The sequence below is a fragment of the Streptomyces sp. KL109B genome, assembly GCF_030766935.1.
Lineage (GTDB): Bacteria > Actinomycetota > Actinomycetes > Streptomycetales > Streptomycetaceae > Streptomyces.
On sequence record NZ_JASERL010000006.1, the window covers coordinates 381,684 to 395,147 of the forward strand.

Here is a 13,464-nt window from a genome sequence, read left to right on the forward strand (position 1 = left end):
GCCAGGGCGGTGATCATTCCGACCGCGCCGATCTCGCCACCGGCCAGGAACGGGACGGCCAGCGGAATGAGGGCGCCGAGGATGCCCGTCGTGGAGGCGAACGCCGACACCACGCCGCCGATGACACAGATCAGCAGCGCCGACACCAGCGGCGTACCGAGGTCGCTGACACTCTCCCCGGCCCATGTGATGGTGCCCATCTTGTCCATCAGGCTGACGTACATCACGATCCCGCACACCAGCAGCACCGTCGGCCAGGCACAGCGCTCGACGGCCCCCTTCGCGGAGGCGGGGGAGACGAGGCACAGCACCGCCGAGACGACGAACGCCATCAACCCCACGTCGAGGTCGAAGGCGAGGGAGCCGACGGCGAGGCTGATGACACCGAGCACGGTGAGGGCGCGGACGGGGGTGAGGCGGATGACTTCCTCCTCGGTTCCGACCCGGGCGGGTGCCGGGGCGGTCACCGTGGCCGTGGCGCCGCCGGTGGGCTGCGCCGGAACGCCGCCGCCCCCGCCACCGGTGTCGCGGGTGGCGCTGTCCACCCGGCGCCCGATCAGCTTCCGGCCGCCGAACAGGAAGAACACGACCACGCTGAGCGCCAGGTTGAAGAGGAAGGAGCCCAGGAAGAGCATCCCTTCGCTGCCGGGAAGGTGTTCGCGCTGCACAACGCCGTTGGTGATGGTGCCGAAGATGCTGATCGGCGAGAAGCCGCCTGCGCTGGCGCCGTTGATGATGAGCAGGCCCATCAGAATCGGGTTGATCTTGTGGCGCACGACGAAGCCCATGCCGATGGGCGCCATGATGCCCACGGCGCCGGGCACCACCGCGCCGGACGCCGTCAGGGCCGCCGTGATCAGGAACATCACCCACGGGATGAGGGCGATACGGCCGCGCACGGCGCGGGTCGAGGCCTGCACGAGCCAGTCCACGGTGCCGTTGTTCTTGGCGATCGCGAACAGCAGCGTGACGCCGACGAGCACCACGAACAGATCGCCGGGGAACCCGGCGAAGAGCTCGTCCGCCGACTCACCGGCGACGGCCGTGCCGACGACGAACGCGGCGACGATGGCGACGACGCCCATGTGCACCTTGGTGAAGGTCGCGACGACGAACACGAGCACGAGGCCGATGATGGAGATGACTTGATCTGACACGAGGCTTCCCTGCCTTCGGTCGCTGGTCACCACACATTAAGGACATTCCGGAAGTCGGAATCTGCTTTGCGGATGGGGTGGGATCGTTGGGGCGAGAGTATGGAAGTGGCCTGATGGCGCGTCAAGACATGTCGCGCGTCAGGAGATTCGGGCACTGATCGCCCGCGCCGCTTCTCGCACCAGTCCGCCGAAGGTCACAGTGGCTTCCGGGGTCATCCGGCTCGTCGGCACATTCACACTCACACTCGCCACCGGAAGCCCCTCCGTCCCGATCACCGCGGACGCCACCGCCGAGACATCCGTGCGCCACTCGCCACCGTTCGTCGCGTAGCCGCACGCCCTGATCTCCCGCACCTCCGCGAGGAGTTGCTCGCGGTCGGTGACCGTGGTGTCGGTGTAGCGCGGCAGCCCCTCGTCGAGATAGCGGCGGATCGCGTCGTCGGGGTCGGCGGCCAGCACGGCCTTGCCGTTGGCGGACGCGTGCATCGGCAGGTCCTGGCCGAGCGGCAGGATGATGCGCACCGCCTTGCTGGTCTGCAAGCGCTCGACGAGCAGCACCTTTCCGCCCTCGCGGACCGCCAAGTGCACGGTTTCGTCGGTCCGTTCGCGCAGTTCCTCCATCACCGGCAGGGCGGCGTCGCGCAGGCCCAGCTCGTCGGTGGCGTGCCGCCCGACGTGCAGCGCCTTCGCCGTCACCACCCAGCGGGTGGGGGTGCCGCCGGCGGGGCGGATCCAGCCCGTGGCGTGCAGCGTGACGAGCGATCGCTGCACCGAACTCTTCGGCAGGTCAAGGGCCCTGGCCAGGTCGGCGACGCCGACGGGCTGCAGCGCGGCGACTTCCTCCAGCGCCCGAAGGGTGTTCGCGACGTTCTGCATCATCACACGTCCGTCCTTACGCGTCGGTCCTTACGCGTCGGTCCTCACGAGTCCGTCCTCACGCGTCCGGTGACTACTCGTCTCTTACGCGTCCGTTGACTCGTCGGCGACGGGAAGCCTACGCTCCACGTGCCGCTCAACGGTACGGCGTGCCACCTCACGGCACAACACCTTTGAGGAGTCGACCGCATGACGCTCCGCACCGGCCGCCACTTCCTGCAGATCCCCGGCCCCACCAATGTCCCCGACCGGGTCCTTCGCGCCATGTCGGCGCCCACCATCGACCACCGGGGCCCGGAGTTCGCCGAGCTGACACACCGTCTGCTCGCCGCGCTCGGCCCGGTGTTCGGCACGACCGGTCCTGTCGTCGTCTATCCGGCCTCCGGCACCGGCGCCTGGGAGGCCGCGCTGGTCAACACGCTCAGCCCAGGCGACCGCGTACTGTCCTTCGAGACCGGTCACTTCGCCACGCTCTGGCGTGACATGGCACGCGGCCTGGGCCTCGACGTCGACACCGACGCCATCCCCGGAGACTGGCGCCGCGGCGCGGACCCGGAGGCACTGGCCGAACGCCTCGCCGCCGACACCGGCCACCGCATCAAGGCGGTCTGCGTCGTCCACAACGAGACCTCGACCGGTGTGACCAGCCGAATCCCCGAGCTGCGCCGGGCCATGGACGAGGCGCGGCACCCGGCCCTGCTGCTCGTCGACACCATCTCCTCGCTCGGCTCCATCGACTACCGGCACGACGAGTGGGGTGTCGATGTCACCGTCGCGGGTTCCCAGAAGGGGCTGATGCTGCCGCCCGGCCTCAGCTTCAACGCGGTCAGCGAGAAGGCCCTCGCCGCGTCCCGTACGTCCGGGCTTCCCAAGTCGTTCTGGAAGTGGCAGCCGGTCATCGACGCCAACACCAAGGGCGCCTTCCCGTACACCCCCGCCACCAACCTCCTCTACGGCCTGGACGAAGCGCTGCGCATGCTCGCGGAGGAGGGACTGCCGAACGTGTTCGCAAGGCACGCCCGGCACGCCGCCGCCACCCGCGCAGCCGTACGGGGATGGGGACTTGAGGTGCTGTGCGCCGACGAGCGCGAGCACTCCGGCTCGCTCACCGCCGTCCTGATGCCCGACGGGCACGACGCCGACAAGCTCCGCAAGGTCATCCTGGAGCGCTTCGACATGTCACTCGGCTCCGGCCTCGGCAAGCTCGCGGGACGGGTCTTCCGCATCGGACACCTCGGCCACTTCAACGACCTCACCCTCGCGGGCACGCTCGCCGGTGTGCAGATGGGGCTCGAACTGGCGGGGGTGCCATCCCAACGGGGCGGCCTCGAAGCGGCGTTGGACGTGCTGCGATGACGGCCCCCAGCGAAGTGCGCGCCGCCGCCCGCGACCTCGAAGCCACGCTCCGCCGCGACCTCGAAGGCGAGGTCTCCTTCGACGACTACACCCGGCACCTGTTCTCCCGCGACGCCAGCATGTACGCCATCGAACCGCAGGGCGTCGTCTTCCCGCGCCACGCCGACGACGTGCGCGCCACCGTCGCCGCTGCCGCCGCACACGGTGTGCCGCTCGTGCCGCGCGGCGCGGGGACCAGCCTCGCCGGGCAGACCATCGGCCCCGGCCTCGTCCTCGACCTCTCCCGGCACCTGCACCGCATCGTCGAACTCGACCCCGAGGCCCGCACCGCGCTCGTCGAACCCGGCGTTGTACAGGACCAGTTGAACCGCGCCGCCGCCGCGCACGGCCTCATGTTCGGCCCGGACACCTCCACCAGCAACCGCGCCACCATCGGCGGCATGGTCGGCAACAACTCGGCGGGCAGCGGCTCGATCCGCTACGGCATGACCATCGACCACGTACGGGAGCTGGACGTCGTCCTCTCCGACGCCACCACGGCACGCCTGGGCCCCGCCGACGAGGCCGAACGCGCCCGCCGCGCGGGACACGACACCTTGGAGGGGCGGCTCTACGGGGAGTTGCCACGGATCGTCAAGGCACACTCCGCGTCCATCGCCACCGACTTCCCCGCCTACTGGCGGCGCTCCGGCGGCTACCGCCTGGACCGGCTCGCCGACCCCGACACACCCTTCGACCTCGCCAAGTTCGTCGTCGGTTCGGAAGGCACCCTGGTCGTCGCCACCCGCGCCCTCGTCGACCTCGTCCCCAAACCCGCCCGCACCGTGATCGCCGTCGGCCACTTCACCTCCGTCGCCGGGGCCGTCGAGGCCACCGAGGACGCGCTCGGCCTCGACCCGTCGGCCGTCGAGATGATGGACCGTACGATCCTCGATCTGTCCCGGCAGAAGATCGAGTACGCCTCCCTCGGCAGCATCCTCGAAGGCGACCCGGAGGCCCTGCTCTTCGTCAGCTTCACCGGCGACGACGAGGCCGAACTCACCGGCCGCCTGCAGAAGTTGACCGAACTCTGGAAGCGGCACGGCCACGGCTACCACACCCTCCAGGCCGTCACCCCCGCCCAGCAGTCCGGGCTCCTCAAGGTCCGCAAGTCCAGCCTCGGCCTGCTGATGGCCGCAAGCGAAGGCACCCGCAGGCCCCTCGCCTTCATCGAGGACACGGCCGTCGACCCGCAGCACCTCGCCGCGTACACCCGCCGCTTCAAGAAGATCCTCGACCGGCACGAACTCAACGCGGGCTTCTACGGGCACTGTTCGGTCGGCTGTCTGCACATCAGGCCCTTCGTCGACGTCGCCGACCCGTCCCAGGTGCGCACGATGCGGGCCGTCGCCGAGGAGATCAAGGACCTGGTACGCGAGTACGGCGGCGTCAACTCCAGCGAGCACGGCGACGGCCTGGCCCGCAGCGAGTTCAACCGCGAGCTGTACGGCGACGACCTGTACGAGGCGATGCGCGAGGTCAAGGGCCTCTTCGACCCCGACGACCGGCTGAACCCCGGAAAGATCGTCGACGCCCCCGCCATGACGGAACACCTCCGCGACGCGGCGCTCCCGCCCGCGCCACCCCTGCGTACCCACCTCGACTTCGAGGTCGTCGGAGGGGGAGCGGCGGGCGGTGGCATGCGCGGCGCGGCCGACCGGTGCATGAACATCGGCCTGTGCCGCAAGAGCGACGCGGGCGCCATGTGCCCCTCGTACATGGTCACCAAGCACGAGCCCGACTCCACCCGAGGCCGCGCGAACGCCCTGGTCAAGGCGCTCTCCGAGCCCGACCCGCAGGCGGCGCTCGGCGACGAGGGGCTGCACGAGGTCCTCGACCTGTGCCTGATGTGCAAGGCGTGCAAGAGCGAGTGCCCGCTCGGCGTCGACATGGCCACCCTCAAGGCCGAGACCCTCGCCCACCACCACGAGCGGCACGGCACCCCGCTCCGCTCCCGCGTGTTCGGCGCCATCCGCCGCCTCAACCGGCTCGGCTCGGCGACCGCGCCCATCTCCAACCTGCCCTTGCCGAGGCGGCTGTTGGAGCGCGGCCTCGGCATCGCGCGCGCCAGGCCACTGCCGGTGTTCGCGCGCCGGAACCTCGTGTCATGGTTCCGCCGCAGGCCGGGGACGGTGGCCGGGAGCCAGGGCACGGTCACCCTCCTCGCCGACTCCTTCACCACGTACACCGACCCGGCCGTCGGCCGCGCCGCCGTCGAACTCCTCGAACGGGCGGGCTGGAACGTCCAGTTGGAGAGCGGTGGCTGCTGCGGGCGCGCCGCCTTCTCGAAGGGGCTGCTCGACCAGGCGAAGGAGCAGGCGCGCGGACTCGTGCACAACCTCGCGAAGTCCGGGGACGGCGGCCCCGTCGTCGGCTGCGAACCCTCCTGCCTGCTGACCCTGCGCGACGAACATCGGGCCCTGCTGCCAGGCGACCCGGCGGTGGCCGAAGTCTCCGGCCGCGTACGGCAGTTGGAGGAACTGATCACCGAGGCCATCGACGAAGGCCGGCTGTCCCTGCGGGACTCGGACGCGGGCCGCATCCTCTTCCACGGCCACTGCCACCAGAAGGCCGAGGTCGGCACGGCCGCCACCGTCGCGCTCCTCCAACGCATCCCCGGTGCCGAGGTCGTCGAGCTCGACGCGGGCTGCTGCGGCATGGCCGGCTCGTTCGGCTTCGAGGCCGAGCACTACGACACGTCCATGGCGGTCGGCGAGGACCGGCTCTTCCCGGCGGTGCGGGCCGAACCGGAGGACACCGTCGTCGCCGCCACCGGTGTCTCGTGCCGCCAGCAGATCCACCACGGCACCGGACGCGGCGCGGTGCACCCACTCCAGCTCGTACGGGAGGCACTGCGATGACACCTCCCGACGGGCATGGTGCCCTCGACGGCGTCCGCGTCCTCGACCTCACGCAAGTCATGGCGGGCCCGTACTGCACGATGCTCCTCGCCGACCTCGGCGCCGATGTCATCAAGGTCGAGCAGCCGAACGGCGGCGACCAGACCCGCACCTCCATGGGCACACCACGCCCCGGCAGCGACACCCCCGCCTTCCACGCCCTCAACCGCAACAAGCGCAGTGTCACCCTCGACCTGCGCACCGACAGCGACCGCGCCGAGTTCCTGCGGCTCGCCGCCGAAGCGGACGTGGTCGTGGAGAACTTCAGGCCCGGCGTCGCCGACCGCCTCGGCGTCGGCTACGAAGCCGTGCGCGCGGTCCGCCCGGACGTCGTCTACGCCTCGATCTCCGGATTCGGCCAGTACGGCCCGTACGCCGACCGGCCCGGCTACGACCTCATCGCGCAGGGCATGGCGGGCGCCGTCAGTGTCACCGGCGACCCGGAGGGCCCACCCGTGAAGTGCGGGCTGCCCGTGGGCGACCTCGGCGCGGGCATGCTGTGCGCGCTCAGCATCGCCGCCGCCCACGTGCACCGGCTGCGCACGGGGGAGGGGCAGTACCTCGAAACCTCCCTCTACGAGGCCGTGTTGGCGATGTCGGTGTGGGAGTCGGTCGAGTACTTCTCGGGCGGCGAGCCACCACAGCGCCTCGGCTCCGCCCACCGGATGTCCGCGCCCTACCAGGTCGTCCGCACCAAGGACGGCCACGCCACCATCGCCGCGAACAACCAGCGGCTGTGGCTGCGGCTGTGCGAGGCCCTCGACCTCCAGCACCTCGCGGACGACGAACGGTTCGCCACCAACACCGACCGGATGCGCCACCGCGCCGAACTCATCGCCCTCCTCGAAGGGCGGCTCGCCGCCACCAGTACGGAGGAGTGTGTCACCCAACTCCTCGACGCGGGCGTCCCCTCTGGCCCCATCCTCGACTACGGCCAGATCCTCGACCACGACCCGCACGCCCGCGCCCGCGGCATGGTCGAGGAGTACGACCACCCGGTCGACGGCCGCAGCCGCGTCGTCGGCTTCCCGGTGAAGCTCGCCCGCACCCCGGCGCGGCTGCGCCGCCACCCACCCGTGCTCGGCGAGCACAACAGCGAACTCCTGCGAAGGGAGGACGAGTTGCCTTCCGATCACGGCGAGGGCTCCGTCACCTGGACCCGCCACCCCGTCCCCGGCACCGCCGCCCACGCCGCCCACCTCACCCTCGCCAACCCCGACCGCCTGGGCGCCCTGACCCTCCACATGTACGACCAACTGGAGCGCGCCTGCCAGGAGATCGACGCCGACCCCGGCATCCGGCTCACGGTGATCCGCGGCGCGGGCGGCCGTGCGTTCGCGGCCGGCACCGACATCCGCGAGTTCCGGGACTTCGCGAGCGGCGCGGACGGCGTCGCCTACGAGGCGCGGGTCGCGCGTGCGGTCGACCGCCTGGCCGCCCTGCGGATGCCGGTCGTCGCGGCGGTCGAGGGCCCGGCGGTCGGCGCGGGCAGCGCCCTCGCGAGCTGCTGCGACGTGGTGCTGTGCACGCCCGACGCGGTCTTCGGCGCCCCCATTGGCCGCACCCTCGGCAACTGCCTTTCCCCCACCGTCATGGCCCGCCTCTACGCGGGCCTCGGCCGCGCCCGCACCCTGCGAGCGCTGCTGGCAGGGCGTCTGATCACGGCGGCGGAGGCGTACGAGGCGGGGTTCGTGGCGGAGGTCGTCGACCCGGCGGACCTGGACGCCCGCCTCGCCGACCTCACCACGGAGATCGCCGGCTGCGCCCCGCTCACCCTGGCCGCCCTGAAGGAGGCGGACCGCCGCGTCCTCGCCGCCTCCGCCCCCGGCCACGCCGAAGACCTGTACGCCCGCGTCTACGGCAGCCGCGACTTCGCGGAGGGCGTGGCGGCGTTCCTGGCCAAACGGAAACCGGACTGGCAAGGCCGGTAGGCCCCGCCTCTTTGCCCAGCCCCCTCACCCAGCCCTCTGACCGAGGCCCCCTGGACACCACCCCATAACGGGGTGACCCTACGCAAAGGCGGGATCGCGTTGACGGGGAGCCCAGGGGGAATCATGGGAAACAGCGCAGGAGACAACGGCCGGGACACACACGGCGCGGCGGACTTCGCACGGCTGCGGGCCGAGGAGTTCGGCTACCTCGACGAGACACACCAGATCTACCTGGACCACACGGGCGCCGCCCCGGTACCCCGCAGCCTGCCCGCCGCGCACGCGGCACGGCTCGGCGGCGCCGCGTACGGCAACCCGCACACCGAGAGCCCCGCATCCGCCGCCTCGACCGAACTCGTGGAAGCGGCGCGGCGGCGAGTGCTGCGCTTCCTGGACGCGGACCCGGCCGAGTACACCGTGGTGTTCACGGCGAACGCCTCACAGGCGGTGAAGCTCGTCGGCGAGGCGTACCCCTTCGGCGGCAGGACCGGCAGCCTGCTGCTGACGCAGGACAACCACAACTCCGTCAACGGAGTACGGGAGTTCGCGCGCACGGCGGGCGCGAAGGCGGGCCTCGTACCGTTCGACGGGAACGCGCTGCGGGTGTCGGACGCCGCGGTCCGCCGGGCGCTGACCGGTCGGCGCCGCGGCCTGTTCTGCTATCCGGCGCAGAGCAACTTCAGCGGCGTACGGCATCCCCTGGAATGGGTGGCCGAGGCGCGCGCCGCCGGATGGCACACGCTCCTCGACGCGGCCGCTTACCTGCCGACCGGAACCCTCTCGCTGCGCCGCGTGCCCGCCGACTTCACCGTCGTGAGCTGGTACAAGGTGTTCGGCTACCCGAGCGGCGTGGGCAGCCTGGTGGCTCGGCGCGAGGCGCTGGCCGCGCTGCGCCGCCCCTGGTTCGCGGGCGGCACCATCAAGGTCGTGAGCGCGCGGGCCCGCTGGCACCGCATGGCGCGGGCCCCGGAAGCCTTCGAGGACGGCACCCCCGACTTCCACGCCGTACCGCAACTCGTCACCGGACTCGACTGGTACGAGGACGTGGGCGCCGCCGCCGTCGCCGCACACGTCGACCGGCTGACCGGGCGGCTGCTCGCGGGCCTGGCAGGACTGCGTCGCCGTGACGGCGGGCCGCTCGTCCATGTCTACGGCCCGCGCGACACCGAACGGCGGGGTGGGACCGTCGCGTTGAACGTTCTGGACCGGCAAGGGCGCGTCGTCGACGAGCGGATCGTGGCGCGGGAGTGCGCGGCGGCCGGGATCTCCGTACGGACCGGGTGCTTCTGCAATCCGGGCGCGGGCGAGGAGGCCTTCGCCATCGCGCCGCGCCTGCTGCGCAGGACCGGCGCGCGCAGGCGCCGCGCCGACACCATCGACGGATACATACGGCGCCTCGGACTGCCGTCGGGCGGGGCGGTGCGGGTGTCGCCGGGCATCGCCAACACGCCTGAGGACATCGACCGGTTCGTGGAGTTCCTCGCCGAGACGTTCTCGGCGGGCACACCCGTCAGCGAGGGGCTCGCGCCACGTCTGGTGTGCTGAGGAGGCGGTGCGCGGACACAGGGCAGCGGCGCCGCAGCACCAGCCAGGCGACGGCGAGGAAGGCCGTCGCGCACCCGGCGAGGACCACCCACCCCACCCACTCCGGACGCCCGAAACTGTCCCCGTACGAGGCGAGCGACGCCCGGCCCTCCGTGCCCGCGCCCCGCCACAGTTCCGGGAGGCCCGCGCCCGAGCCCAGCGCCTCGAACGCCCACCGGTTCGTCATCGCCACACTGATCCAGCGCCCGCCCTCCGCCATCCTCGGCACCGGCACGAACGCCCCCGAGAACAGCACCTGGGGGAAGCACAGCAGCGGCAGCACCAGCGCCGCCTGGCTCGGCTCCGACACCAGCGCCGAACAGCACAGGCCAAGCGCCAGCGCCGCGAACGAGGCCAGCGCCGTGCTCGCGAACAACGAGGCGTAGAAGGACGGTTCGGCGCTCGGCAGCCGGTCGAGGGCGCGCAGCACGGCGAGCAGCAGCGCGTCGGCCAGCAGCAACACGGGCCCGAGCACGGTGAGTTTGGCGAGCAGATACGGGCCGAGCCGCAGCACGGTCCGCCGCTCGCGCCGCACCACCGCCAACTCCCCGCAGATCTGCGGGAGTCCGTACGCGAGCCCGAAGAAGAACGCCCCGAACGCGATCCAGAACAGCACCATCGCCGACGCCGCGGGTGACGGGTGCGCGGGATCGAAGACACCCGGCCGGAACAGCAGCGCGAACATCGCGATGATGAGGAGCGGCGAGCCGACCGTGATGGCGGCGGTGAGCCGGTCGTGCCGCAGCAGGCGCAGATCACGGCCGGAGAGCACGGCCCACTGGCGCAGCCGCCCGGTGGCCGGTGCGAAGCGTGCGCGGGGGCCGACCGGGGCTGTCGTGGCGGTTTCCGGGGCCGTCGTGGGTGCGGCCTCCGTCGAGTACAGCGCCTCGAACGTGCCGTCGGGGGAGTGGTGGTTCAGCAGCGCGTCGGGTGTCCCCGCCGGCCCGGGCCGGCCGTTGGGGGCGATGAACATCACCTGGTCGCAGTGGCGCAGATCGGCGGGTGTGTGGGTGGTGAAGACGACGGTGACACCCCGTGCGGCGAGCAGGCGCAGGTGCCGCACCAGTTGCGCTCCCGCCAACGGGTCGAGGCCCGAGGTCGGTTCGTCGAGGAACAGCAGCTCGGGCCGGGAGAGCAGTTCGATCGCGATGCTCGCGCGCTTGCGCTGGCCGCCGCTGAGCGTACGCACCGGCTGTTCGGCGACGTCGTCGAGCCCCAACTCGCGCAAGGTGCCCGGCACCGCGCCGACATCGGTGCCGCGCAGGCGGGCCGCGTACTCCAGGGCGGCGCGCAGCGGCAGTGCCCGGTGCACGATGTCGTCCTGTGGCACGAACCCGTAGCGGAGCCCGTCCCCAGCGTCCCCGGCGTCCCCGGCGTCCCCAGCACCCCCGGCTCCGGAGTCGTCCCACCGCACCGACACCCTCCCGGAGCGCGGTACGCGCAGCCCGGCGAGCACTTCGAGCAGCAGTGTCTTGCCCGCCCCGCTGCCACCCGCGATCCCCAGCACACTCCCGGGAGCGACCGTGGGCACGTCCACCCCGGACAGCGCCACGACCCCGCCCGGCAGGGCGAGTTCGATGCCCCGCGCGGACAGCTCCACACCCGCCACGCGCCCGGTGTCCGACGCGCCACCCCGTCCTTCGGCAACCGCCATGTGCCCGTCCTCCCACCCCTGTCGGCCCGGCCCTCATGACCTGCCCCGGCGGCGGGCGGAGTACGCGCGGGGTCTCGCGGCGGGTGTCGTCAGCGGCGCGTCAGCATCGCGGCGGGCGACGTCAGCGTCCCATCAAGGAAGTGCCGAAGGTGGGGGAGGGCGGGCATAGCGTCCTTGGTGATCCGCATGGATGACTGATCCGCACGGATCACCCCGCAGCTCCACCGCCCGGACGCTCCAGGAGGCACCCCATGGCAGCACCCCGCCCCGCCGAGGACCCGGAACCCGCCGATCGGTTCCCGGCCGGACCCCTGTACGTTCCCGTCCGGCCGGGCCGGCTCGGGCACGCCGCCCGACTGTTCCGCACCCCGCTCGGCGACCGTACGGCGGTCGGCTTCACCTCCGCGTACGCGCTGACCAGTACGCTCGGCACCGGCCAGCCGTGGATCCGGCTCGCGGAGCCCGCCCTGCGCGCCATCACCGCGCCCCTCGGCGCGACCGTCGTCACGGTCGACCCCCAGCTCTTGGCCCCGGCACCGGACTCGGGCGGGCGGCGCGGCGCGCCGAGCCAGCGGACGAGCGCGCCGGCGCCCCGAGTGGCGGCGACCCGATGACGACCCTTCACGAACCCGCCGCTGCCGCCGCCACGCCCGACCACCAGCTGTCGGTGTGGCCGGCCTCCACCGCCGAACCGCGCCCCGGCGACCCGACCGTCGGAGGTGTGTCCCTCGCGGAGGTCGCGGGCCGCTACGGCACCCCGGCGTACGTCCTCGACGAGGGTGAGGTGCGCCGCCGCTGCGGCACCTACCGGGACGCCTTCCCGGAGGCGGAAGTCCACTACGCCGCCAAGGCGTTCCTGTGCCGGGCCATGGCCCACTGGGTCGCCGAGGAGGGCCTCGGCCTCGACGTCTGCTCCGCCGGGGAACTGGAACTCGCGGTCGCCGCCGGGTTCCCCGCCGACCGGATCGTCCTGCACGGCAACGCCAAGACACCCCAGGACCTGAAGCGGGCCCTCTGGTACGGCGTCGGCCGCATCGTCATCGACAGCCCCTCCGAGATCGCCCGGATCGCCGCGGCGGTCGGCCCCGGCGGCCACCAGAAGGTGATGGTCCGTGTCGTCCCCGGCATCAGCGCGGGCGGCCACGACAAGATCCGCACCGGCACCGAGGACCAGAAGTTCGGCCTCTCCATCGGCGACGGCTACGCCCAGCACGCCATCACCCGCATCCTCGACCAGCCGCAGCTCGAACTCACCGGCCTGCACTGCCACTTGGGCTCACAGATCACCGACGTCAAGCCGTATCTGTCGGCCGTGCGCCGGATGGTCGGCCTGATGGCCCGCCTCCACGAACAACACGGCCTCGTACTGCGCGAGTTGGACCTCGGCGGCGGCCACGGCATCGCCTACCGCCCCGGCGAACCCGCCATGGACCTCACCCGCCTCGCCCGCAAGGTGCGCGCCGAACTGACCGAGGCGTGCGCGGTGGCCGGGCTCACCGTGCCGCGCCTGATCATCGAGCCGGGCCGGGCGGTCGTCGGGCCCGCCGGGATCGCCCTCTACCGCGTCGTGTCCGTCAAGCACACCGCGGGCCGCACCTTCGTCGCCGTCGACGGCGGCATGAGCGACAACCCGCGCCCCGCGCTCTACGGGGTGCGCTACGTGCCGCGCCTCGTCGGCCGGCGCGGCAGCCCGGACCACGCCGCGGTCACGGTCGTCGGGCGGCACTGCGAGGCCGGTGACGTGCTCGCCACGGACGTCGCGCTCCCCGACGACGTACGCGCGGGCGATCTGCTCGCCGTGCCGGTCGCGGGCGCGTACCACCTGTCGATGGCCTCCGGCTACAACGCGGTCGGCCGCCCACCGGTCGTCGCCGTCCACAACGGCCACGCCCGACTCCTCGTCCGCCGCGAGTCATTGGAGGACATCCGCAGCCGCGACGTGGGCCTCTAGGCTCCCGAGAGCCGCT

General features: G+C 72.3%; 8 protein-coding genes and 1 pseudogene. 6 read left to right on the forward strand and 3 right to left on the reverse strand.

The features are described from left to right. Positions 1 to 8: 8 nt before the first annotated feature. Positions 9 to 1,190, reverse strand: a pseudogene (locus RBJ65_RS22500) (SLC13 family permease); the annotation flags it as partial. A 105-nt stretch (positions 1,191 to 1,295) separates the two neighbouring features. After that, positions 1,296 to 2,036: an IclR family transcriptional regulator gene (locus RBJ65_RS22505; RefSeq protein WP_306318952.1), complete on the reverse strand. Its 741-nt coding sequence runs from the start codon at positions 2,034 to 2,036 to the stop codon at positions 1,296 to 1,298. A 186-nt stretch (positions 2,037 to 2,222) separates the two neighbouring features. On the opposite strand from RBJ65_RS22505, the gene RBJ65_RS22510 reads away from it, so the two are divergent. The 4 genes from RBJ65_RS22510 (at position 2,223) to RBJ65_RS22525 (ending at position 9,804) form a co-directional block, all read left to right on the forward strand. Continuing rightward, on the forward strand, positions 2,223 to 3,389 hold the full coding sequence (locus RBJ65_RS22510) for an alanine--glyoxylate aminotransferase family protein (RefSeq protein ID WP_306318953.1): 1,167 nt from the start codon (positions 2,223 to 2,225) through the stop codon (positions 3,387 to 3,389). Further along, positions 3,386 to 6,289: an FAD-binding and (Fe-S)-binding domain-containing protein gene (locus tag RBJ65_RS22515; protein WP_306318954.1), complete on the forward strand. Its 2,904-nt coding sequence runs from the start codon at positions 3,386 to 3,388 to the stop codon at positions 6,287 to 6,289. Before RBJ65_RS22510 ends, RBJ65_RS22515 begins: the two co-directional genes overlap by 4 nt. After that, positions 6,286 to 8,259, forward strand: a complete 1,974-nt coding sequence (locus RBJ65_RS22520) for an enoyl-CoA hydratase (protein ID WP_306318955.1) — start codon at positions 6,286 to 6,288, stop codon at positions 8,257 to 8,259. Before RBJ65_RS22515 ends, RBJ65_RS22520 begins: the two co-directional genes overlap by 4 nt. A 123-nt stretch (positions 8,260 to 8,382) precedes the next feature. Beyond that, the gene (locus RBJ65_RS22525; RefSeq protein WP_306318956.1) at positions 8,383 to 9,804 is read left to right on the forward strand and encodes an aminotransferase class V-fold PLP-dependent enzyme; all 1,422 of its coding nucleotides are present in this window, start codon (positions 8,383 to 8,385) and stop codon (positions 9,802 to 9,804) included. On the opposite strand, the gene RBJ65_RS22530 is transcribed toward RBJ65_RS22525, so the two are convergent. Next, positions 9,770 to 11,497 (reverse strand): ATP-binding cassette domain-containing protein, encoded by a 1,728-nt coding sequence (locus tag RBJ65_RS22530; protein WP_306318957.1) that lies wholly within the window; start codon positions 11,495 to 11,497, stop codon positions 9,770 to 9,772. The two genes, RBJ65_RS22525 and RBJ65_RS22530, sit on opposite strands and share 35 nt — an antisense overlap. 251 nt (positions 11,498 to 11,748) lie before the next feature. Here RBJ65_RS22530 and RBJ65_RS22535 point away from each other — a divergent pair, with 251 nt between their 5' ends. Both RBJ65_RS22535 and lysA read left to right on the forward strand, forming a co-directional pair. Continuing rightward, positions 11,749 to 12,111 (forward strand): SAV_915 family protein, encoded by a 363-nt coding sequence (locus tag RBJ65_RS22535; protein ID WP_306318958.1) that lies wholly within the window; start codon positions 11,749 to 11,751, stop codon positions 12,109 to 12,111. After that, on the forward strand, positions 12,108 to 13,448 hold the full coding sequence (gene lysA / locus RBJ65_RS22540) for a diaminopimelate decarboxylase (protein ID WP_306318959.1): 1,341 nt from the start codon (positions 12,108 to 12,110) through the stop codon (positions 13,446 to 13,448). The genes RBJ65_RS22535 and lysA overlap by 4 nt, the downstream gene beginning before the upstream one ends. The last annotated feature ends 16 nt before the right edge of the window (positions 13,449 to 13,464 follow it).

Coding starts and splice junctions, on each gene's coding strand:
- RBJ65_RS22505 (WP_306318952.1), bottom strand. CDS start 2,036: ATGATGCAGAACGTCGCGAACACCCTTCGGGCGCTGGAGGAAGTCGCC.
- RBJ65_RS22510 (WP_306318953.1), top strand. CDS start 2,223: ATGACGCTCCGCACCGGCCGCCACTTCCTGCAGATCCCCGGCCCCACC.
- RBJ65_RS22515 (WP_306318954.1), top strand. CDS start 3,386: ATGACGGCCCCCAGCGAAGTGCGCGCCGCCGCCCGCGACCTCGAAGCC.
- RBJ65_RS22520 (WP_306318955.1), top strand. CDS start 6,286: ATGACACCTCCCGACGGGCATGGTGCCCTCGACGGCGTCCGCGTCCTC.
- RBJ65_RS22525 (WP_306318956.1), top strand. CDS start 8,383: ATGGGAAACAGCGCAGGAGACAACGGCCGGGACACACACGGCGCGGCG.
- RBJ65_RS22530 (WP_306318957.1), bottom strand. CDS start 11,497: ATGGCGGTTGCCGAAGGACGGGGTGGCGCGTCGGACACCGGGCGCGTG.
- RBJ65_RS22535 (WP_306318958.1), top strand. CDS start 11,749: ATGGCAGCACCCCGCCCCGCCGAGGACCCGGAACCCGCCGATCGGTTC.
- lysA (WP_306318959.1), top strand. CDS start 12,108: ATGACGACCCTTCACGAACCCGCCGCTGCCGCCGCCACGCCCGACCAC.